This is a genomic window from Acidovorax sp. JG5 (assembly GCF_017939685.1).
Lineage (GTDB): Bacteria > Pseudomonadota > Gammaproteobacteria > Burkholderiales > Burkholderiaceae_C > Acidovorax.
Window position 1 is genome coordinate 75,191 of sequence record NZ_JAGKSE010000002.1, and the last position, 19,989, is coordinate 95,179.

19 protein-coding genes are annotated in these 19,989 nt (G+C 64.9%); 7 read left to right on the plus strand and 12 right to left on the minus strand.

Features of this window, described 5'->3' with window-relative positions:
• Positions 1-13: 13 nt before the first annotated feature.
• Complete coding sequence (locus tag J8G26_RS02735) at positions 14-2,119, minus strand: molybdopterin oxidoreductase family protein (RefSeq protein WP_210567844.1); 2,106 nt, start codon at positions 2,117-2,119, stop codon at positions 14-16.
• A gap of 129 nt (positions 2,120-2,248) precedes the next feature.
• Here J8G26_RS02735 and J8G26_RS02740 point away from each other — a divergent pair, with 129 nt between their 5' ends.
• The 4 genes from J8G26_RS02740 to J8G26_RS02755 all read left to right on the plus strand — a co-directional run bounded on the left by J8G26_RS02740 (position 2,249) and on the right by J8G26_RS02755 (position 6,362).
• On the plus strand, positions 2,249-3,397 hold the full coding sequence (locus J8G26_RS02740; protein WP_210567845.1) for an ABC transporter substrate-binding protein: 1,149 nt from the start codon (positions 2,249-2,251) through the stop codon (positions 3,395-3,397).
• Between the two features lie 212 nt (positions 3,398-3,609).
• A complete protein-coding gene (locus J8G26_RS02745) occupies positions 3,610-4,815 on the plus strand; it encodes a M20 aminoacylase family protein (RefSeq protein WP_210567846.1) in 1,206 nt (401 codons plus the stop codon).
• A 105-nt stretch (positions 4,816-4,920) separates the two neighbouring features.
• On the plus strand, positions 4,921-6,021 hold the full coding sequence (locus J8G26_RS02750; RefSeq protein ID WP_210567847.1) for a M14 family metallopeptidase: 1,101 nt from the start codon (positions 4,921-4,923) through the stop codon (positions 6,019-6,021).
• 86 nt (positions 6,022-6,107) lie between these two features.
• Positions 6,108-6,362 (plus strand): acyl-CoA-binding protein, encoded by a 255-nt coding sequence (locus J8G26_RS02755; protein WP_087747771.1) that lies wholly within the window; start codon positions 6,108-6,110, stop codon positions 6,360-6,362.
• Between the two features lie 78 nt (positions 6,363-6,440).
• Here J8G26_RS02755 and J8G26_RS02760 read toward each other — a convergent pair whose 3' ends face one another.
• Genes J8G26_RS02760 through J8G26_RS02770 form a run of 3 tightly spaced genes read right to left on the minus strand, consistent with a single transcriptional unit; the run spans position 6,441 to position 8,704 of the window.
• On the minus strand, positions 6,441-7,157 hold the full coding sequence (locus J8G26_RS02760) for a nitroreductase (protein ID WP_210567848.1): 717 nt from the start codon (positions 7,155-7,157) through the stop codon (positions 6,441-6,443).
• Position 7,158: 1 nt separating this feature from the next.
• The gene (locus tag J8G26_RS02765) at positions 7,159-7,563 is read right to left on the minus strand and encodes a polyhydroxyalkanoic acid system family protein (protein ID WP_210567849.1); all 405 of its coding nucleotides are present in this window, start codon (positions 7,561-7,563) and stop codon (positions 7,159-7,161) included.
• On the minus strand, positions 7,556-8,704 hold the full coding sequence (locus J8G26_RS02770; protein ID WP_210567850.1) for an aminopeptidase: 1,149 nt from the start codon (positions 8,702-8,704) through the stop codon (positions 7,556-7,558). Before J8G26_RS02770 ends, J8G26_RS02765 begins: the two co-directional genes overlap by 8 nt.
• 108 nt (positions 8,705-8,812) lie before the next feature.
• Between J8G26_RS02770 and J8G26_RS02775 the strand changes: the two genes are divergently transcribed.
• A complete protein-coding gene (locus J8G26_RS02775) occupies positions 8,813-9,472 on the plus strand; it encodes a DNA-3-methyladenine glycosylase I (RefSeq protein WP_210567851.1) in 660 nt (219 codons plus the stop codon).
• Between the two features lie 24 nt (positions 9,473-9,496).
• Here the strand turns inward: J8G26_RS02775 and arsC are convergent, their stop codons facing one another.
• Positions 9,497-9,973 carry an arsenate reductase (glutaredoxin) gene (arsC, locus tag J8G26_RS02780; RefSeq protein ID WP_210567852.1) on the minus strand — a complete coding sequence of 159 codons (477 nt, stop codon included), beginning with the start codon at positions 9,971-9,973 and terminating at the stop codon, positions 9,497-9,499.
• Positions 9,974-10,281: 308 nt separating this feature from the next.
• Here arsC and J8G26_RS02785 point away from each other — a divergent pair, with 308 nt between their 5' ends.
• Positions 10,282-11,601, plus strand: a complete 1,320-nt coding sequence (locus tag J8G26_RS02785; protein WP_210567853.1) for a class I SAM-dependent methyltransferase — start codon at positions 10,282-10,284, stop codon at positions 11,599-11,601.
• Complete coding sequence (locus tag J8G26_RS02790; RefSeq protein WP_087747765.1) at positions 11,562-11,879, plus strand: DUF1840 domain-containing protein; 318 nt, start codon at positions 11,562-11,564, stop codon at positions 11,877-11,879. The genes J8G26_RS02785 and J8G26_RS02790 overlap by 40 nt, the downstream gene beginning before the upstream one ends.
• A 152-nt stretch (positions 11,880-12,031) precedes the next feature.
• Here J8G26_RS02790 and J8G26_RS02795 read toward each other — a convergent pair whose 3' ends face one another.
• The 7 genes from J8G26_RS02795 to J8G26_RS02825 form a co-directional block, all read right to left on the minus strand.
• A complete protein-coding gene (locus J8G26_RS02795) occupies positions 12,032-13,018 on the minus strand; it encodes a tripartite tricarboxylate transporter substrate-binding protein (RefSeq protein ID WP_087747764.1) in 987 nt (328 codons plus the stop codon).
• Between the two features lie 241 nt (positions 13,019-13,259).
• Positions 13,260-14,507, minus strand: a complete 1,248-nt coding sequence (locus J8G26_RS02800; protein ID WP_210567854.1) for an AMP-binding protein — start codon at positions 14,505-14,507, stop codon at positions 13,260-13,262.
• A gap of 223 nt (positions 14,508-14,730) precedes the next feature.
• Positions 14,731-15,543, minus strand: a complete 813-nt coding sequence (locus J8G26_RS02805; RefSeq protein WP_210567855.1) for an ABC transporter ATP-binding protein — start codon at positions 15,541-15,543, stop codon at positions 14,731-14,733.
• Between the two features lie 222 nt (positions 15,544-15,765).
• Complete coding sequence (locus J8G26_RS02810) at positions 15,766-17,094, minus strand: ABC transporter substrate-binding protein (RefSeq protein WP_210567856.1); 1,329 nt, start codon at positions 17,092-17,094, stop codon at positions 15,766-15,768.
• 46 nt (positions 17,095-17,140) lie between these two features.
• On the minus strand, positions 17,141-18,217 hold the full coding sequence (locus J8G26_RS02815; RefSeq protein WP_087747761.1) for a branched-chain amino acid ABC transporter permease: 1,077 nt from the start codon (positions 18,215-18,217) through the stop codon (positions 17,141-17,143).
• Between the two features lie 31 nt (positions 18,218-18,248).
• Positions 18,249-19,178, minus strand: coding sequence for a branched-chain amino acid ABC transporter permease (locus J8G26_RS02820; RefSeq protein ID WP_087747760.1), 930 nt, complete (start codon positions 19,176-19,178; stop codon positions 18,249-18,251).
• Between the two features lie 16 nt (positions 19,179-19,194).
• Positions 19,195-19,980 (minus strand): ABC transporter ATP-binding protein, encoded by a 786-nt coding sequence (locus tag J8G26_RS02825; RefSeq protein ID WP_087747759.1) that lies wholly within the window; start codon positions 19,978-19,980, stop codon positions 19,195-19,197.
• Between the last annotated feature and the right edge of the window lie 9 nt (positions 19,981-19,989).

Consider the following 19,989-nt stretch of genomic DNA (forward strand, 5'->3'; position numbering starts at 1 on the left):
TCAATTGGCCGCTTTATCCAGCTGCTTGCGGGGTGTCCGCCGCCTCTGGGTGGGTGCAGGTCTCCACCTCCACCAGGCAGTCATAAAACGTCGGCGCCCGGCCCAGGTCGGTGAGGGCCTGGCTGGTGACCTCGTTCACGTTGGTGCCGTTCAGCCCCAGCTTGCGCCACCAGATACCCAGGCCGTTGACCACGCCAGGGCGCGCACGGGGGGACACCTCCGCATGGCACTCGTAGCTGCCCCGGTCGTTGAACACGCGCACGGTGCTGCCGTCGGCAATGCCGCGCGCCTCGGCGTCGTCGGGGTGGATCTCCAGCAGCGGGCGGCCTTCGATGTCGCGCAGGCTTTTGACGTTGACGAAGGTCGAATTCAAAAAGTTGCGCGCAGGCGGCGAAATCATCGCCAGCGGGTAGCGGGCGTCGGTGCCCTGCAGCTCGTGGTTGGGTACATGGTCGGGCAGGCCGTCCAGGCCCTGCGCGGCCAGGCGGGCGCTGTAGAACTCGCAGCGGCCGGAAGGTGTGGGGAAGTGGCCCTCGGCAAACGGCGCATCGGGCAAAGCCAGCGTGGCAAAGCCCTGGGATTCGAGCAGCGCGTAGTCCACGCCGCTGCCAAAAGCCTGGCGGCACAGGGCTTCGTCGCTGTCGGCAAAGCAGGGGTCGGTCAGGCCCATGCGGGCGGCCAGGTCGCGGAAGATCTGGGCGTTGCTGCGGGCCTCGCCCACGGGGGCGATGGCGGGGCGGTTGAGCAGCACGTCGGTGTGGCCGTAGCTCAGGTGCACATCCCAGTGCTCCAGCTGCGTGGTGGCGGGCAGGATGTAGTCAGCGTAGTCGGCCGTGTCTGTGCGAAAGTGCTCCAGCACCACGGTGAACAGGTCTTCGCGCGCAAAGCTCTGCACCACCTTGCTGGAATCGGGCGCCACGGCCACGGGGTTGCTGTTGTAGACCACCAGGGCCTCGATGCGGGGACCAAAGTGGGGCGAGGCGTCGCGCAGCAGGTCGTCGCCAATGGTGGACATGTTGATGGTGCGCGGTGTCTTGGCCGGCATCAGGTCGGGCCGCTGCAGCACCGCGCGCTGCACCGGGAACTGGCCCGAGCTGGACAGCAGCACGCCGCCCGCGCGGTGGCGCCAGGCGCCCGTCAGCGCCGGCAGGCAGGCCACGGCGCGCACGGCGTTGCCGCCGCCGCGCACGCGCTGCATGCCGTAGTTCAGGCGGATGGCTGCGGGCTGGGTGGTGCCATAGTCTTTGGCCAGCTGGCGGATCTGCTCCACGGGAATGCCGCAGACCTCGGCCGCGCGCTCGGGCGGCCATTGCAGGGCACGTTCGCGCAATTGCTCCCAGCCCAGCGTGTGGCGGGCGATGTAGTCGTGGTCCAGCCAATCGTGGGCGATCAGCTCGTGCATCAGCGCCAGGGCCAGCGCGGCGTCGGTGCCGGGGCGCAGGGCGATGTGCTCGTGGCACTTGTCGGCGGTTTCGCTCTTGCGCGGGTCGATGCACACCAGCCTGGCGCCGTTCCTCTTGGCCTGCTGGGCGTAGCGCCAGAAATGCAGGTTGCTGCCAATGGCGTTGCTGCCCCAGATCAGGATGAGTTTCGCCTCGGCAAAGAACTCCACCTTCATGCCCACCTTGCCGCCCAGCGTTTGCACCAGGGCTTCGGCGCCAGCGGATGCGCAGATGGTGCGGTCGAGCTGCGATACCCCCAGACGGTGGAAGAAGCGCCGGTCCATGCTCTCGCCCTGCACCATGCCCATGGTGCCGGCGTAGCTGTAGGGCAGGACGGCTTCGGGGGCGCGTGCGGCGATGGCCGAGAGCCGCGCCGTAATGTCGTTCAGCGCCTCGTCCCAGCCGACCGGGGTGAACTGCCCGCTGCCCTTGGGGCCGCTGCGCTTGAGGGGCGTGAGGATGCGTTCGGGGTGGTAGCTGCGCTCGGTGTAGCGCGACACCTTGGTGCACAGCACGCCATCGGTGTGCGGGTGGTCGGGGTTGCCCTGCACACGGGTGGCCACGCCGTTATCCACCGTGGTCAGCAGCGCGCAGGTGTCGGGGCAGTCATGCGGGCAGGCGCCGCGCACTTGCACCGGCGCAGACAGTGTCGTATTTGCAGCAGAAGACATGGGCATACCGTGGGTTGATCGCTAAACTGACAAACAGGGTTGGTGTCGGAGTGCAGTCTTGCGTCCGATCCAAGGAGGCTGCCTACCGGCAGCGCAGAGGGGTCGCCCTCGATTCAAAAGAGCAGAGATTTCACCATGAACCAGACGGCAATAGGGCGCAGACAATTTTCGGTGGGCCTGGGCGCGGCAGCGCTGGGCGGATTCAATCTGGTACACGCGCAGGGTGAAGGTCGCATCGTGCTGGGGCAGTCGGCTCCCTTCACGGGCCCCGCTGCGCAATTGGGTATCCAGTTCAATCTGGGCGCCAAGCTCTTTTTTGACCGGCTCAACGCCCAGGGTGGCGTGGGCCGGCGCACGGTGGAAATCCGCACCATGGATGACGGCTACGAGCCCGACCGCTGCGCCGAAAACACCCGAAAGCTGATTGCCGACGACGTGTTCGCGTTGTTTGGCTACATCGGCACTCCCACCAGCCTGGCGGCGCTGCCGATTTTCACCCAGGCCAAAGTGCCTTTTTTCGGCCCCTTCACGGGTGCCGAGGCGCTGCGCCAGCCGTTCAACCGCCTGATTTTTCATGTGCGTGCTTCGTATTACGACGAAACCGCGCTCATCGTGCGCCAGCTCACCAACCTGGGGCTCAAGAAGATCGCCGTGTTCTACCAGAACGACGCCTATGGCAAATCCGGGCTCGACGGTGTGACCCGGGCGCTTGCCGAACTCAAACTCGCCCCGGTGGCCACGGCCACGGTCGAGCGCAATTCGACCGACGTGAAGGCCGCGGTGGACATACTGGTGCCCGCCATGCCTGACGCCGTGGTGCAGATCACGGCCTACGCCGCGAGTGCCGCGTTTGTGCGCGCTGCGCGCAAGGCGAGCTTTGGGGGCACGTTCTACAACGTGTCGTTCGTGGGCACGCAGGCGCTGGCCGATGAACTGGGCAAGGACGGAGCGGGTGTGGTGGTCTCGCAGGTGGTGCCTTCGCCCTACCAGCCCTCGCGCCAGATCACGCGCGAGTTTCTGGAGGCCATCAAGAAGGGCGGTGACAAGGTGCAGGCCAACTATTCCAGCCTGGAAGGGTATCTGGCGGCCCGCATTTTCACCGAGGGGCTGCGCCAGGCGCTTTCTGGCGGCAAGCTCAGCCACGACAGCTTCATTGCAGGCCTCGAATCCCTGGGCTCGCAGGTGATTTCCGGCTTCCCGGTGTCGTTCAGCGCCACCAGCCATGCGGCTTCGAAATTTGTGGAAATGTCCATGCTGACCGGCGACGGACGCGTCAGAACCTGATGCCCCCCGAGGTGCGAAGCGCCCGCTCGCAGGGACTGGCGGCCCTTGCGCGGCGGTCGCTGTTCGGGGCCGCGCGAGGTTGACCAACGGTGGGTGGCGCTGGTGCGCCGGCCCGGGCAAGGCATCGCGCAAAGTCGAGCGTGGGGGCAATTGCTCGGGCTGGCAGGCCGCTGGAGACCGGGCTAGACTGTCAAATCGTAAGGATACACACCATGAACGTTATCGATTCCATCGTCACCCAGTCCGCCAGTATTGCCGCTGTGCGCCGCGATATCCACGCCCATCCCGAGCTGTGCTTTGAAGAAGTGCGCACCGCTGACCTGGTGGCACAAAAGCTCACCGAATGGGGCATTCCCATCCACCGGGGGCTGGGCAAGACCGGCGTGGTCGGCATCGTGAAGGGGCGCGACGGCGGCGCCAGCGGCCGTGCGATCGGCCTGCGTGCCGATATGGACGCGTTGCCTATTCAGGAGTTCAACACCTTCGCGCACGCCAGCCAGCACCACGGCAAAATGCACGCCTGCGGTCACGATGGCCACACGGCCATGTTGCTGGCGGCGGCGCAGCACTTTGCCAAACACCGCAATTTCGATGGCACCGTGTACCTGATCTTTCAGCCAGCGGAAGAGGGCGGTGGCGGCGCGCGCGTGATGATCGAGGACGGCCTGTTCGAGCAGTTTCCCGTGCAGGCCGTGTTTGGCATGCACAACTGGCCGGGCATGAAGGCGGGGCAGTTCGCTGTGAGCCCGGGGCCGGTAATGGCGTCCAGCAACGAATTCAAGATCACCATCCGCGGCAAGGGCAGCCACGCAGCCATGCCGCACATGGGCATCGACCCCGTGCCCGTGGCCTGCCAGATGGTGCAGGCCTTCCAGAGCATCATCAGCCGCAACAAGAAGCCCGTGGATGCCGGCGTGATCTCGGTCACCATGGTCCACGCGGGCGAGGCCACCAACGTGGTGCCCGACAGTTGCGAGCTGCAGGGCACGGTGCGCACCTTCACCATCGAGGTGCTCGACATGATCGAGCGACGCATGAGGCAGGTGGCCGAGCACACCTGCGCCGCGCACGAGGCCACCTGCGAGTTCGAGTTTGTGCGCAACTACCCGCCCACCGTGAACTCGGCCGCCGAGGCCGACTTTGCGCGCCAGGTGATGGCGGGCATCGTGGGCGAGGCCAATGTGGTGGTGCAAGAGCCCACCATGGGCGCCGAGGATTTCGCCTTCATGCTGCAGGCCAAGCCGGGCGCCTATTGCTTTATTGCCAATGGTGATGGCACGCACCGCGACATGGGCCATGGCGGTGGTCCCTGCACGCTGCACAACCCGAGCTACGACTTCAATGACGACCTGATTCCGCTGGGTGCCACCTACTGGGTGCGGCTGGCCGAGGAGTGGTTGGCCGCGGCCCACGCCTGACCGGCGCAATGCCAGTGGCGCCTTGGCTTTTTCACGGCCTGGGCGCTCGTGTCTTGCGTCGGCATCCCCGCGCACGCTCCATCCGTCAGCTGTTCAGGAAATTCCATGATCGGTATCGTCCAGGCGTTTGCTTCCACCTACGCGCGTGCGCGCACGCAGTTTTTGGAGGCTGCCGCCATGGCCAGCCTGCCGATCGAATCGCACCGCCATCCGCTCCTGGGGCGCGATGGCGAAGACTTGGCCATGGATGTGGTGCGGGATGGCCCGCCAGACGCTGACAAGCTGCTCATCGTGAGCAGCGGCTGCCATGGCGTGGAGGGCTATTGCGGCAGTGGCGTGCAGGTGTTTGTGCTGCATGACCAGGAGTGGCGCGACCTCGCGCATGCGCAGGGCGTGGCCGTGCTCTATATCCATGCGCTCAACCCCTATGGGTTCTCGCATATCCGCCGCACCACGCACGAGAACGTGGACCTGAACCGCAATTTCCACGACTTCAGCCAGCCCCTGCCCGTCAACGCCGCCTACCGCGAGGTAGCGCAGCTGCTGTTGCCCGATGCATGGCCACCGCAGGCGGACAACGTGCAGGCCGTACAGGCCTACATCGCCACGCACGGCGCAGCTGCCTGGCAGGCGGCCATCACGCGCGGGCAGCATGAGTTTGCCCAGGGTCTGTACTTTGGCGGCACGGCGCCGACCTGGAGCAACCAGGCGCTGCGTGCGGTGCTGCGCCAGCATGGTGGCCGTGCAGCGCGCGTGGGTTGGATTGATCTGCACACGGGCCTGGGGCCCAGCGGCCTGGGCGAGCGCATCTACTGCGGGCCAGACGAAGCCGCAGCCGTGCAGCGCGCGCGCAACTGGTGGGCGGGCGATGGCGCCACGCCCGTTACGTCCATCTACGACGGCTCGTCCACCTCGGCCTTCCTCACGGGGCTGATGTGGACCGCGATCCGGGACGAATGCCCCCAGGCCGAATTCACCGGCATGACCATGGAATACGGCACGGAGCCCTTGGAGGATGTGCTGCAGGCCCTGCGTGCCGAACACTGGCTCTATCTCCATCCCGAGGCTCCCGCCGCACAGGCCGCGCAGATCAAGGCGCAGATGCTGGCCGCGTTTTACACCGACACCGATGCATGGAAAGGCCAGGTCATCAGCCAGGCGCGGCAGTCGATGTTCCAGGCGGTGCAGGGGTTGGGCAGGCCGTAAGATCGTGAACCCGTATCTCAGATACTGCGCAGTAAGTTCGCACCAACACCGTTCTCTTCCCAACTTTTCCAACAAGGACAACCGACATGGCCGACTTGAACGCCACTTTCGAAGCCGCTGTGGCCCATTCCAAGAACCTCAGCGAGCGTCCCGACAACGTCACGTTGCTCAAAATCTATGCGCTGTACAAGCAGGCCACGGCGGGCGACAACACCGACAAGAAGCCCAGTTTCTCCGACGTGGTGGCCCGCGCCAAATGGGACGCATGGGAAAAGCTCAAGGGCACCGATCTCGACGCTGCCAAGCAGCAGTACATCGACCTGATTGAATCGCTGAGCTGAGGGGGTAAGGACTGGCTTAGGAAACCAAGCGGCTTCACGGCCGCTTTTTTCATGGGAGCCGGTGCGTCAATCAGTGCCTCAGTCGCGCCAGGTCACGCTGTCGCCCGGAGCTGCGCGTTGCGTGCGAAACCGGTTGGCCGGGCGGCCTGCTTCGGCCAGGCCGAACGAGATGCCGCAGACGATGCTGCGGTCGGCGCCAATGCCCAGCACCTCGCGCAGCACGCCGGGGTAGGCGGCCAACGCGGCCTGCGCGATGGCCGCCACGCCCAGGCTGTGGGCGGCCAGCAAAAAGTTGCCCACGTAGGCGCCGCAGTCCACCGCGCCATACACGCCCAGGGCTTCGTCGCTGCTGACGATGGCCACATGCGGTGCTCCAAACATGGTGAAGTTTTCGGCCGCCTGCCGGGCGGAGGCCTCGCGGTCGCCTTTGGCAATGCCCAGGGCTTCGTAAAGGCCCCAGCCGCATTCGCGCCGCCGTTCCTGGTAAACACCCCGGTATTCGCGCGGCCAGGGCAGATCAGGCGCGGGGGGCTCGGCGGCCGCATGGGCCTGCAGGGCGCTGCGCAGGCGCTCCAACGTGGCGCCGCTGGCGATGGTGAGTTGCCACGGCTGCGCATTGCACCACGAGGCCGTGCGCTGGGCGGCCGCCAGGATGCGGTCGATGGTGGCGCGGTCCAGTGCCTGGGGCCGGAAAGCGCGGCAGCTGTAGCGGGTGTGCAGCAGGGTGGACAGGGTTTCGTACGCGGACGTTGTCCCGGCGGGTGCGGTGGGCGGCGGTGTGTGTGGTGATGTCATCTCAGGCTTTCTGGGCCGCGGCCTTGGCGGGTGTGCGGGCGACAGTCTTGTGCTCCGCGCCATCGTTGGCGGGCGCCTTCCTTTTGGCTGGCGCGGCTTTGCGCGCAGCGGGGCGGGGAGTGTTGAGCAGCGCATCGAGCTGCTCGCCGATTTCGGCTTCGATGCGTGCCTTGAAGGCGCCAAACAAAAAGCCCAGCTCGGCCTTCATTTCAAACTGGCGGGCATCCACCAGCAGGGTGCCTTTCACGCCGGCGCGGCTGAAATACAGGGTGTCCTGCGCATCGCCTTCTTCGTAGGTGCATTCCATGTCAAATTTTCTTTGGGCCTTCTCGGCCCAGGAATAACCGACGTTGCGGGCTTCGGTGAAGCCCAGGCGGTGTTGGCGGTGGATGTGGATGTCAGGCACCGGAGGGCTCCTTGGGAGTGGTGAGTGCGCGCAGGCGCTGGTGGCGTTGCGCTTCGGGCTGCTGCGCCAGTTGTCTGACGGCATCATAAAACCGGGGCCACTGGCGGCCCTCGCGCTCGAACAGGGCTTGGAAAGCGGGCACCAGTTCGTCGTAGGCGGCCTGGGCGGCAAAGCTGGCATTGTTGGCCTGGGCCACCCAGCGGTCGTAGCCCGCCAGTTGCGCGGCATTCACGGCGGCGGGGCGGTCGCGCCCGGCCTGCAGCCAGCCGGCGCGCAGCGTGGCGTAGTCGGTGCGAAACACTTGCATTGCTTCGTTTTTCATAGCTGCTAGCGCTTTCTCATCAAGCGCTAGAGCCTCTTTTTGTTCATAAATTGCCGCCAGCCGTGCCCTGGTGGCACGCGCCAGGGCGCGGAAGGCGCTGCGCCGTTCGCTGCTTTCGGCAAAGGCCTCGCGGGCCTGCGGGCTGGCTTCGGTGGCCAGCCACTGCGCGCTGCCCAGCCGGTCCACCGCCGTGGCAAACGATTCGTTGAACAGCGTGTCGCCCTGGGCGTAGACCACCTGGTGCGCCAGCTCGTGGAACAGCAGGCGCACAAATTCGCCCTCGGGCCAGGCGATGAAGGTGGAGAGCAGCGGGTCGCCGCCGGCCCAGTTCATGTAGCCCAGCGTGGAATAGGCGGGCACGCCATACACCTCGACTTCCAGGCCTTGCCCGGCCAGCTGCGCGGCCTCGGCCCGCGCGTCGGCTTCGGCAAAGTAGCCGCGGTAACCAATGCAGCCCGTGACCGGAAAGCACCAGCGGTGCAGTGTGAGCGCATACGGCGGCGCGGCCACCACGTTCCACACGGCATAGGGGCGCTGCAGGTCGGCATAGCGGCGGTAGCTGGCGTTGTCGGGCAGCCTCAGTGTGGTCACGGCAAAGGCGCGGGCGCGCTGCGCCAGTTGCAGGCGCTCGCGCAATGCAGACGGGATGTCGGGGCGGGCGATCCAGTGGTCAATCGGCTCGGCCGCCTGTATGAGTTGCAGGTGCCCCTGCACGGATTGCCAGTAATAGCCCAGCGTGCTGCCCTGGCTGGCGCAGCCCGGTAGCGCCAGCGCCAGGAGGCTCAGCCGTGCAAGGCGTTGCAGAAACGAGAATTGCATGTCGGCAAGGAAAACGGGGGTGGTCTGCAGTGTAGATACAAAGCCCGGCCAGGGTTCACGGCGGGCCTTGCCTGTGGCGTCCGGTGCGGACAGTTTCTAGAATGTGCCATGCCCCATGTTGTTCTTGAGCCGACCGCTGATCTGCCCACTGGCCTGTTTGTGGATGAGGGCGGGTGCCCACGCTGCAACTGGTGCCGGGCAACACCCGCCTATCGCCACTACCACGACCATGAATGGGGTTTCCCCGTGGCAGACGACGGACGCCTGTTCGAAAAGCTGTGCCTGGAGGGCTTTCAGGCGGGCCTGAGCTGGCTCACCATTCTGAACAAGCGCGAGGGCTTTCGTGCCGCGTTCGCCAATTTCGATGCCGAGCAAGTGGCCGCGTTCGACGAGCGCGATGTGGTCCGCCTGGTGCAGGACGCCGCCATCGTGCGCCACCGGGGCAAGATCGAATCCACCATCAACAACGCGCGCCGCGTGCTGCAGTTGCGGCGCGAGTTTGGCTCGCTGGCGCACTACGTGTGGCGCTACGAGCCCGCAGCCACCGACCGGCCCGAGCACCTCACGCACGCGGCGGCGCGCACCCTGTCCACCTCGGACGCGTCCATCGCCCTGTCCAAAGACCTGAAAAAGCGCGGCTGGAGTTTTGTGGGGCCCACCACGGTGTACGCCTTCATGCAGGCGATGGGGCTGGTGAACGACCATCTGCAAGGCTGCCATGCGCGCACCATGGCTTTGCAGGCCAGGGCGCAGTTTGTGGTGCCGTGAAGGACTTGCCGTCTTGCGGGCCTGTCATGGCGCGCCGACGATCCACCTTGCTCGATGAAGCACATTGCTGGTCAATCGTGCGGCCCGCTGGCCGTTCGCGTCGACGACCACCTCGCCGTCTTCCTTGGTGAACGCGCCTTGTTGGGGCTGGGGCAGGATGTCCAGCACGGCCTCGGACGGGCGGCACAGCCGCGTGCCCAGCGGCGTGACCACGATGGGTCGGTTGATGAGGATGGGATGCTGGACCATGGCGTCGATGAGCTGCTCATCCGTCACGCCGGGGGCGCCCAGGTTCAGCGCGGTGAACAAGGCCTCCTTGCTGCGCACTGCATCGATCACCGGCCTGCCCGTGGCGGCGATCAGCGCCACCAGGGTTTCGCGCTGTGGCGGGGTCTTGAGGTATTCAATGATCTCGGGCTCCATGCCGCTGTTGCGGATCATGGCCAGGGTGTTGCGGGAGGTGCCGCATCGCGGGTTGTGATAGATGGTGATAGAGGTCATGCGTCGGCAGTGTGTCAGGGCGATGGTGCCATGGCAAGGGCGTGGTTCACAGGGGCCAGCCGGGCAGCTGCTGGCGCCGGAGGCCGCTGAGCGCCCTGGCTACCAGTCCTGGTGTGTCGGACTTCCGTGATGGGCTTGCCGACATGCGCAGGGAGTTTGGCGTGCCGGGTCGCGAAGAAACCGAAGGTAAGAGGGGCGAAATCTTGCTCCAATGCCGCGAGATAGCCGCCGCATTGGCGGCCCGAGCGTGCACCACCGGGCTGAGGGGCGGTTGACGTATCAATGAGCCCATTCAAGAATGCGCCACCATGAAGAACTTGCTGCACATCCTGGAGGGGCGGCTGCAGGCGCTGCCAGTGCGCATGGCGGTTCAGTTGCCTGCGGGGCCGTGGCTGGGCGCGCGCAACGCGGCTGTCACGCTGCGGTTTCGGGATCGCATGGCGCTGCTGGCCCTGGCTTCGGGGGAAATTGGCAGCGTTGGCGCGGCGATCGTTGAGGGCAGGGTGACGCAGGAGGGCAGCATGCGCGAGCTGATGGCTGCTGCCGCCGGGCTGCTGACCGGGAACCCCGCGCAGGAGCCAGACCATCTTGGGTGGCGCCGCGTGCTTGCGCGCGCCAGATCGATGGCGGTGCACACGCTGCAGAACGACGCGCGCCATGTGCGGTTCCACTACGACCTGTCGGACGATTTTTATACGCTGTGGCTGGACCCGCGCAGGGTGTATTCATGTGCCTATTTTTGCGACCCCGGCATGACGCTGGCGCACGCCCAGGAGGCCAAGCTGGATCTGATCTGCCGCAAGCTGCGGCTGCAGCCGGGTGAGCGCTTTTTGGACATCGGCGCCGGCTGGGGTGCATTGCTGCTGTGGGCGGCAGAGCACTATGGCGTGGACGCGACGGGTATCACCCTGTCGCGCAACCAGCACGCGCATGTCCAGCAACTTATTGCGGAGCGCGGTTTGAGGGGGCGGGTGCGCATCGAACTGCGCGACTACCGCGAACTGCAGGTCCAGGAGCCCTTCGACAAGGTGGCATCGGTCGGCATGTTCGAACATGTCGGGCGGGCGAAGATGAACGCCTACTTTGCCACCGTGCGCAACCTTCTGCGCCCCGGCGGCCTGCTGCTCAACCATGGCATCACGGCCGGTGGCGTGGACAACGCGCAACTGGGCGCCGGCATGGGCGATTTCATCGAGCGGTACATCTTTCCGGGCGGTGAACTGCTGCACGCCAGTGCCGTGCTGCACGACATGGCGCAGGCCGGGCTGGAGATGGTGGACACCGAGAACCTGCGCCCCCACTACGCCCGCACGCTGTGGGCCTGGTCGGACGCGCTGGAAGCCGCACAGGAACCTGCCCGCCAGGTGCTGCTGGCGCAGGCTGGTCCGGAGCGCGCGGACAAGGCGCTGCGAGCCTATCGCCTGTATCTGGCAGGCAGCGCCCTGGGCTTTGAGCACGGCTGGATGGCCTTGCACCAGATACTGGCGGTGCGCCCTGATGGCGACATGGGCTCGGGCACGATGACCGGCGCACAATCGGTCTATCCGTTCACGCGCGATTACATGTACACCACCAAGGACCGCACGCCATGCTTTACAAGTTCAAGTCCCGATCCGCGCCCGACCTGATCATGCTCGAACCCCACGGGCGCCAGATCCTTCAAATCGTTGGCAAGACGCCCGGCCCCAGCGGCATCATCACGGCAGCCCAGATCCCCGGTGCCATGGCCGCGCTGGAGGCGGCCGTTGCCGCCGACGAGGCGCTTGCCGCCGATGCACAGGAACAGGCGGACGAAGATGGCGCGGAGCGGCCCGACTCCGTGCGCCTTCGCCAACGCGCGGCGCCGTTTCTCGAAATGCTGCGCCGCTCCGTCGCCGAGGCGCACGACGTGGTGTGGGGCGTCTGAGGCGGTGCCCGTTTTATAGCGCCCGCAAGCCCCACCAGGAACTGGTTGCATTGCCCCCCTGCGGGTGCCATTGCCGCACCGGTAACCCATAAAAAAAGCCGCCTGGCCTCCAAGAGGCAGGCGGCTGGTCGCGCATGGGCAAAAAGCCCAGCTTAGTCGGCGTAGGTGCCGGCGGCCTTGATGACGGCGCCCCATTTGTCGATTTCAGCCTGCACGAACTTCTTGTGCTCGGCGGGCTCGATGCGCTTGTCGGTCACCACCACGGCGCCCAGGGCCTCTTGCTTTTTGATGAATTCGGGGTCCTTCAGGGCCACCTTCAGGGCGTCGTTGATCTTGGTCACGATGGCGGCGGGCGTGCCCTTGGGCGCATACAGGCCGTGCCAGATGGACACTTCAAAGTTCTTCAGACCCGACTCGGCCAGGGTGGGAAGGTCCTTGAGCGCCGGGGTGGTCAGGCGCTTGGTGGTTGTCACGGCATAGGCCTTGACCTTCTTTGCCTCGATCTGCTGCGTTGTGTTGGTGGTCTGGTCGCACAGCAGGTCGATCTGCCCGCCCATCAGATCGGTGATGGCGGGGGCTGCACCCTTGTAGGAAACCGAGGTCATATCGACCTGCATGGCGTTTTGGAACATCAGGCCGCACAGGTGCGAAGCGGAGCCCACACCGGCATTGCCCAGGTTGATCTTGCCCTTGTTCTGCTGAATCCAGGCGCTCAACTCCTTGACATTGTTGGCAGGCATGGTGGGCCGCGCGACCAGCGTCATCGGCACTTCATTGAGCAGGCCCAGGTATTCGAAATCGTTGGGCACGCTGAACGGCAGCTTGCGGTACAGCGCGGGCATGGTGGACATGCCGATGTGGTTGAGCAGCAAGGTGTAGCCATTGGGGGCGGCGCGGGCCACACGGGCTGCGCCGATCGAGCTGCCGGCACCGGCCGTGTTGTCCACGACCACGTTGGCGCCCAGTGGCTTGCGCAAGGCTTCCGCGAGGTCACGCGCGACGCGGTCCGTTGGGCCGCCTGCGGTGAAGGGCACGACCAGGGTGACGGTCTTGTCCTTGGCCGGATAGTCCTCGGCGTGTGCGCCCAATGCTGCGATGGCTGCGGTGGCGACCAGCGCAAGTTTCAGTATCTTTTTCACGGAATGCTCCTGTAATCAGAGGCGCGATGATAGCGAGTCTCCATCCAGCGGGTATGCAGGAAAGCACTGAACGCTTGTCAAGGATGAATTTTATTAATATTGGCCTCTAGCGCATATCTGGCAAGCGCAAGTAGCTATCAATAAAAGAGCAAAATAAGGGTAAACCCCAGTCGGATTGTGGGGGGCGGGTTGCCATCCCGCACGGTTGTTGCGCTGGCTCCAGCGCGCCGGGGGCGCTTTTTTAGCGATAGCTGCGCGCGTCCTCAATCACGCGGCCATCGTTGGGCAGGGTGCCTGGGGCCACCATCTGCACCTCGCTGCGCAGCTTCGTCACTTCGCGCACGACCTCGGCGAGCTGGCGCGCAAAGCCCTCGGCGGTTTCATGGGTCTCGACCTGCAGCACCATCTGGTCGCTGGCCATTTCGCCGCTGACCACCAGCCGGGCCCGCAGCACCTGCGGAAACCGGCGTGCGATGGCGGCAATCTGGGCGGGATGCACGAACATGCCGCGCACCTTGGTGGTCTGGTCGGCGCGGCCCATCCAGCCCTTGATGCGGGTGTTGGTGCGGCCCGTGGGGCAGGGGCCTGGCAGCACCGCCGAGAGGTCGCCGGTGCCGAAACGGATCAGCGGGTAGTCGGGGTTGAGCGTGGTCACCACGAGTTCGCCCACTTCGCCTTCGGGCACCGGGTCGCCGGTGCCGGGGCGCACGATCTCGACGATCACGCCTTCATCGAGCACCAAGCCTTCACGGGCCGAGGTTTCATAAGCAATCAGGCCCAGGTCGGCTGTGGCGTAGCACTGGTAGCCCGCAATGCCGCGCTCGGCAAACCAGTCGCGCAGCGATGGCGGAAAGGCCTCGCCCGACACCAGCGCCTTGGTCACTGTGGGCAGCGCCACGCCCATCTCGGCAGCCTTCTCGACGATGATTTTCAGAAAACTGGGCGTGCCGATGTAGCCCGCAGGCTGCAGCTCGGCCATGGCCTGCACTTGCTGCTCGGTCTGCCCGGTGCCGCCGGGGAAAACAGTGCAGCCCAGCGCGTGTGCGCCGGTTTCCATCATCGAGCCCGCAGGCACAAAGTGGTAGCTGAAGCTGTTGTGGATCAGCTCGCCGCTGCGAAACCCCGCCGCGTGGATGGCCCGCGCCATGCGCCAGTAGTCGCGCCGCGTGCCCTCGGGCTCGTAGATGGTGCCGGGGCTGGCGAACACGCGGGTCATGCCAGGCCCAAAGCCCAGCGCGCTGAACCCACCGAATACGCTGGCCGCGCGGCCCGCCTGCTGGCGCTCCAGCAGCTCGTACTTGCGGGTGACGGGCAGCTGCGCCAGAGCTGCGCGGCTGGTGATGGTGGTTGCATCCACGCCCGCCAGAATGCCGGCAAATGCGGGCGATGCCTTCTGGGCATGGGCGATCTGCTGCGGCAGCGCCGCCATCAAGGCCGCTTCGCGCTCGGCGGGGCTGCGCGTTTCCAGGGCGTCATAGAACGTGCTCATGCCTGGGTTTCCTTGTGAGGTGGTTGAAGTGAAATTGGCCTCTAGCGCTTATCCGTAAAGCGCAAGCAGCTATGAAATTGAGAGTGAAATCGTCCGAAGCCTGAAAAAGAACATGGCCCTCGTAGCCCGCGCTGCCCCACCAGCGCACCCGTCGAACTGGCTCTGCCAGGCCATCGGGTGCGTCCCCCTGAGGGGGAAGGCGCGCAGCGCCACAGGGGGCACGTCAAGCCAGCCAGCGCTTGCGGCGCTTGTAGCTCTTGACGTCCTTGAAGCTCTTGCGCTCACCGCCGCCCACGCCCAGGTAGAACTCTTTCACGTCTTCGTTGTTGGCCAGGTCGCTGGCGGCGCCATCCATCACCACGCGGCCGCTTTCCATGATGTAGCCGTAGTCGGCATATTTGAGGGCCATGTTGGTGTTCTGCTCGGCCAGCAGGAAGGTGACCTTCTCCTTGGTGTTCAGGTCTTTGACGATGTTGAACACCTCTTCCACGATCTGGGGGGCCAGCCCCATGGACGGCTCATCGAGCAGCACCACGCTGGGGTTGGCCATGAGTGCGCGGCCAATCGCGCACATCTGCTGCTCGCCGCCCGAGGTGTAGGCCGCCTGCGAGGTGCGGCGCGTCTTGAGGCGTGGAAAGTAGTTGTAGACCTTCTCCAGATTGGCCGCGATCTCGCCCTTGCTGGTGCGGGTGTAGCTGCCCGTCATCAGGTTCTCTTCAATGGTCAGGTGGGCAAAACAGTGCCGCCCCTCCATCACCTGCACCACGCCACGCTGCACCAGATCGGCAGGCGAGAGGTTCTCGATGCGCTCGCCGCGCAGCTCAATGGAGCCCTTGGTGACCTCGCCGCGCTCACCCTTGAGCAGGTTGGAGATGGCGCGTAACGTGGTCGTCTTGCCTGCCCCGTTGCCGCCCAGGATTGCCACAATCGCGCCCTGCGGCACCTGCAGCGAGACGCCCTTGAGCACCAGGATCACATGGTTGTAGATGACCTCGATGCCGTTGACGTTGAGAACGATATTGCTGTTGGAGTCCATGGTGTTGCCTTCCTGTACCAATCCAAAGAGCTGTTGCACAACCCTTTGGATTGGCGGCTGCCAAAAAAGCAACCGCTGTTCACTGGCCACAAAAACTGTCGCGGCCCAGGCGAGGAACGCCGCGCAAGGGCCGCCCCGCCGCGCTGGCGTTGTCCCCCTTCCCGCAGCGTGAAGCGCTAAGAGAGAAGGGGGAAGGCGCGTCAGCGCCTCAGGGGGATGTACTTAGCTCTGGCAGTCCGCCGCATCCCTGCGCGTCATCTTCTTGTCGGCCAGGTACTTGTCGGCACCGGCCTTGACCATGGGTTTCAGGATCTGCTCGTCGGCCTGGTACCAATCGGAGGAGAAGTTCCACTTCTTGCCATCCCAGGTGTGCACACGTGCCCAGGTCGATCCCATGTGGTCGGCGCAGCTGGTGGACAGGGGGCGCATCAGATCCTTGAAGCCCAGTGCGTCGAGCTTCTTCTGGTCGAGGGCCAGGTTTTCCATGCCCCAGCGCACCTGCTCGCCGGTCATGACCTTGCCCTTGCCAAAGCGCTCCTGCGCGCGGCGCACCGACTCGACAGCCAGCATCTGGATGATCACGCCGCGCGTGTAGAGCACCGAGCCCACTTCATCCTTGGGGCCCGTGCCCTGGCCTTTGTCGTGCACGTTCTTGAGGATGTCCTGGATGACCTTCGATTGCGTGCCGTAGCCGTTGAGCGCCAGGGCGTGGTAACCCTTGGCGCCTTCGCCCACGTCGCGCACATCGGGTTCGGCGCCGGCCCACCACACGCCATAGAGCTTGTCGCGCGGAAAGCCCGTGGCCTGCGCTTCCTTCAAGGCGGTGGAGTTCATCACACCCCAGCCCCACAGCAGCACATAGTCGGGGCGGCTCTGGCGCACTTGCAGCCAGGTGGCCTTTTGCTCCACGCCGGGCGCGGTCACGGGCAGCATCTGCAGCTCAAAACCGTGCATCTTGGCGCGCTCTTGCAGCAGCGGGATGGGCTCCTTGCCGAATGGGCTGTCGTGGTAGACCAGCGCGATCTTCTTGCCTTTGAGTTTGTCCAGGCCACCCGCGGTCTTGCCGATATGCTGGATCAGGATGTCAGCGCCCGTCCAGTAGCTGCCCATATAGGGGAAATTCCACTTGAACGCCTGGCCGTCCTGCGCCACCGACAGGCCGTAGCCCAGCGTCATCAGCGGGATCTTGTCCACGGGGGCTTTTTCGGTCAGTGCAAACGTGATGCCGGTGGCCTGGGGGTCGAACAGCGACACGCCGGGGCGGCTCTTGAGGCGCTCGTAGCATTCCACGCCACGGTCGGTGGCATAGCCGGTTTCACATTCTTCAAAGGTGAGCTTCACGCCGTTGATGCCGCCGTCGCGGGCGTTGATCATCTTGATGTAGTCCTGCTTGCCGTTGGCCCATGGCACACCGTTGGGTGCATAGGGGCCGGTGCGGTACGACAGCAGCGGGAAGAACTGCTCCTTGGCTTGCGCGAAGGCGCTCGTCGCAATGGACGAGGCGCCGGCAGCAACCACCGCAGCGGCGATCACGATTTTCGAAAGCTTCATGGATGTCTCCTTTGGATGAATGTGTTGAAGCACGGGGGGAAATCAATCAATGCGGGAAGGGCCACAGGCGCAGCTTTTGCTTGGCGGTGGACCACAGCTTGGCCAGGCCATGTGGCTCCACGATCAGGAACCACACGATCAGCGCGCCGAAAATCATCAGCTCGGCATGCGACACCCCGGCGGTGGATATCTCGATGCCAAACATGCCAACCAGGGCGGGCAAAAACTGGTTGAGCACGATGGGCAGCACCACGATGAATGCCGCGCCAAAGAAGCCGCCCATGATGGAACCGAGGCCGCCAATGATCACCATGAACAGCAGCCGGAAAGAAATTTCGACGGAAAACGCGGCCGGCTCCCAGGCGCCCAGGTGCACAAAGGCCCACAGGGCGCCGGCCATGCCGATGATGAAGGAGCTCACGGCAAACGCACTGAGCTTGGCGTACATGGGGCGAATGCCGATCACGGCGGCGGCCACGTCCATGTCGCGGATTGCCATCCATTCGCGGCCAATCGCGCCACGCACCAGGTTTTTGGCCAGCAGGGCGACGACCACCAGCAGCGCCAGGCAGAAGATGTATTTGCTGGTGGCGCTTTCGATGGGCATGCCCAGCACCTGCAGGTTGTTGACCGACACCGAACCTGAGTCGGAGTTGTTGGTGAACCACTTGATGCGCAGGAACATCCAGTCGCTGAAGAACTGCGCCGCCAGCGTGGCCACGGCCAGATACAGGCCCTTCACCCGCAGGCTGGGCAGCCCGAACAGGATGCCGAAGAACGTGGCGCACAGCCCGCCCAGGATCAATGCCGGAATGAGCGGCATGCCCGGAAAGCGCACGAAGAAGTTGTAGGCGCCATAGGCCCCCACGGCCATGAAGGCGCCCGAGCCCAGCGAGATCTGGCCGCAGTAGCCCACCAGGATGTTCACCCCCAGGGCCGCCAGCGCCATGATGACGAAGGGGATCAGGATGGCGCGGAAGATGTAGTCGCTGGCCAGCATGGGCACGGCGATGAAGGCAATGGCCAGGATGATGCCGATGGCGATGCGGTCCTGCGCGATCGGAAAGATCTGCTGGTCGGCGCGGTAGCTGGTCTTGAACTGGCCGTTTTCGCGGTAGAGCATGGTGTGTCTCCTGTGTTCTTGTTGTTATGGCTTACACGCGGTCGATGATCTTCTCCCCGAACAGACCCTGAGGCCTGAACAAGAGAAACACCAGCGCCAGCACATATGCAAACCAGATCTCGATGCCCCCGCCCACGAACGGGCCCAGGTACACCTCGGAGAGCTTCTCGCCCACGCCGATGATCAGCCCGCCGATGATGGCGCCGGGCACCGAGGTCAGGCCGCCCAGGATCACCACCGGCAAGGCGCGTAGCGCCACCGTGGTCAGCGAGAACTGCACACCGAGCTTGCTGCCCCAGATCATTCCGGCCACCAGGGCCACCACGCCCGCCACGCACCACACGATCACCCAGATGCGGTTGAGCGGAATGCCGATGGATTGCGCCGCCTGGTGGTCGTCTGCCACGGCGCGCAGCGCGCGGCCGGTGGAGGTCTTTTGAAAGAAAACGCTGAGCAGCGCCACCAGCGCAGCGGCAATGGCGGCGGCAATGATGTCTTCCTTGTTCACCAAAATGCCGCCTTCAAAGATTCCATCGAAAACGAAGATGGGTTCCTTGGGCATGCCGATGTCGATCTTGTAGATGTCGCTGCCAAACAGGGTCTGCCCCAGGCCTTCGAGAAAGTAGGTGATGCCCAGCGTGGCCATCAGCAGGGTGGCACCCTCCTGGTTCACCAGGTGGCGCAGCACCAGTTTCTCGATCAGCCAGGCCACCAGAAACATGCAGGTGCCCGCGATCACGAAGGCGATCAGGGTGGTTGCTATTGCGTTGTCGATGCCGGTCCAGGCGGGGACCAATTCGGCAAAGCGGGCCATGGCCAGGGCTGCGAACAGCACCATCGCGCCCTGCGCAAAGTTGAAGACGCCCGAGGCCTTGTAGATCAGCACGAAGCCCAGCGCCACCAGCGAATACAGCATGCCGGCCATCAGGCCGCCAATGAGGGTTTCAAGAAAGAATGCCATGTGTTTTCTCCGACCCTTAGTGGCTGGTGCCCAGATAGGCACTGATCACGTCTTCGTTGTTGCGCACTTCATCGGGCGTGCCGTCGCCGATCTTCTTGCCGTAGTCGAGCACCACCACGCGGTCCGAGATGTCCATCACCACGCCCATGTCGTGTTCGATCAGGACGATGGTGGTGCCGAACTCGGCGCTCACGTCCAGGATGAAGCGGCACATGTCCTGCTTTTCCTCGACGTTCATGCCCGCCATCGGCTCGTCGAGCAGCAGCACCTGCGGCTCCATGGCCAGGGCCCGGCCCAGGTCCACGCGCTTTTGCAGGCCGTAGGGCAACTGGCCCACGGGCGTCTTGCGATAGGCCTGGATTTCAAGGAAGTCGATGATGTGCTCGACAAATTCGCGGTGGCGGATTTCCTCGCGCTCGGCAGGGCCGATGCGCAGCGCCTGCAGCAGCAGGTTGCTTTTGATCTTGAGGTTGCGGCCGGTCATGATGTTGTCGATCACGCTCATGCCCTTGAACAGCGCCAGGTTCTGGAAGGTGCGCGCCACGCCCATCTCGGCCACTTGGCGGCTGTTCATGTGATCAAAAGTCTTGCCGCGAAAGGTGATGGAACCTTCGGACGGCGAATACACCCCGTTGATGCAGTTGAGCATGGAGCTCTTGCCGGCACCGTTGGGGCCGATGATGGCGCGGACCTCGTGCTCGCGCACGTTGAACGAAATGTCGGTCAACGCCTTCACGCCGCCAAAGCGCAGGCTGATGTTCTTGACGTCCAGGATGACGTCGCCAATCTTTTTTTGGGTCATGGGCTGCTT

Bases quoted from the DNA above. Each gene is read 5' to 3' on its own strand.
- J8G26_RS02770 (WP_210567850.1), bottom strand. From the start codon at position 8,704: ATGCAATTCTCGTTTCTGCAACGCCTTGCACGGCTGAGCCTCCTGGCG.
- J8G26_RS02790 (WP_087747765.1), top strand. From the start codon at position 11,562: ATGCTTTACAAGTTCAAGTCCCGATCCGCGCCCGACCTGATCATGCTC.
- J8G26_RS02815 (WP_087747761.1), bottom strand. From the start codon at position 18,217: ATGCTCTACCGCGAAAACGGCCAGTTCAAGACCAGCTACCGCGCCGAC.
- J8G26_RS02735 (WP_210567844.1), bottom strand. From the start codon at position 2,119: ATGCCCATGTCTTCTGCTGCAAATACGACACTGTCTGCGCCGGTGCAA.
- J8G26_RS02740 (WP_210567845.1), top strand. From the start codon at position 2,249: ATGAACCAGACGGCAATAGGGCGCAGACAATTTTCGGTGGGCCTGGGC.
- J8G26_RS02805 (WP_210567855.1), bottom strand. From the start codon at position 15,543: ATGGACTCCAACAGCAATATCGTTCTCAACGTCAACGGCATCGAGGTC.
- J8G26_RS02775 (WP_210567851.1), top strand. From the start codon at position 8,813: ATGCCCCATGTTGTTCTTGAGCCGACCGCTGATCTGCCCACTGGCCTG.
- J8G26_RS02755 (WP_087747771.1), top strand. From the start codon at position 6,108: ATGGCCGACTTGAACGCCACTTTCGAAGCCGCTGTGGCCCATTCCAAG.
- J8G26_RS02750 (WP_210567847.1), top strand. From the start codon at position 4,921: ATGATCGGTATCGTCCAGGCGTTTGCTTCCACCTACGCGCGTGCGCGC.
- J8G26_RS02785 (WP_210567853.1), top strand. From the start codon at position 10,282: ATGAAGAACTTGCTGCACATCCTGGAGGGGCGGCTGCAGGCGCTGCCA.
- J8G26_RS02820 (WP_087747760.1), bottom strand. From the start codon at position 19,178: ATGGCATTCTTTCTTGAAACCCTCATTGGCGGCCTGATGGCCGGCATG.
- arsC (WP_210567852.1), bottom strand. From the start codon at position 9,973: ATGACCTCTATCACCATCTATCACAACCCGCGATGCGGCACCTCCCGC.
- J8G26_RS02810 (WP_210567856.1), bottom strand. From the start codon at position 17,094: ATGAAGCTTTCGAAAATCGTGATCGCCGCTGCGGTGGTTGCTGCCGGC.
- J8G26_RS02760 (WP_210567848.1), bottom strand. From the start codon at position 7,157: ATGACATCACCACACACACCGCCGCCCACCGCACCCGCCGGGACAACG.
- J8G26_RS02825 (WP_087747759.1), bottom strand. From the start codon at position 19,980: ATGACCCAAAAAAAGATTGGCGACGTCATCCTGGACGTCAAGAACATC.
- J8G26_RS02800 (WP_210567854.1), bottom strand. From the start codon at position 14,507: ATGAGCACGTTCTATGACGCCCTGGAAACGCGCAGCCCCGCCGAGCGC.
- J8G26_RS02745 (WP_210567846.1), top strand. From the start codon at position 3,610: ATGAACGTTATCGATTCCATCGTCACCCAGTCCGCCAGTATTGCCGCT.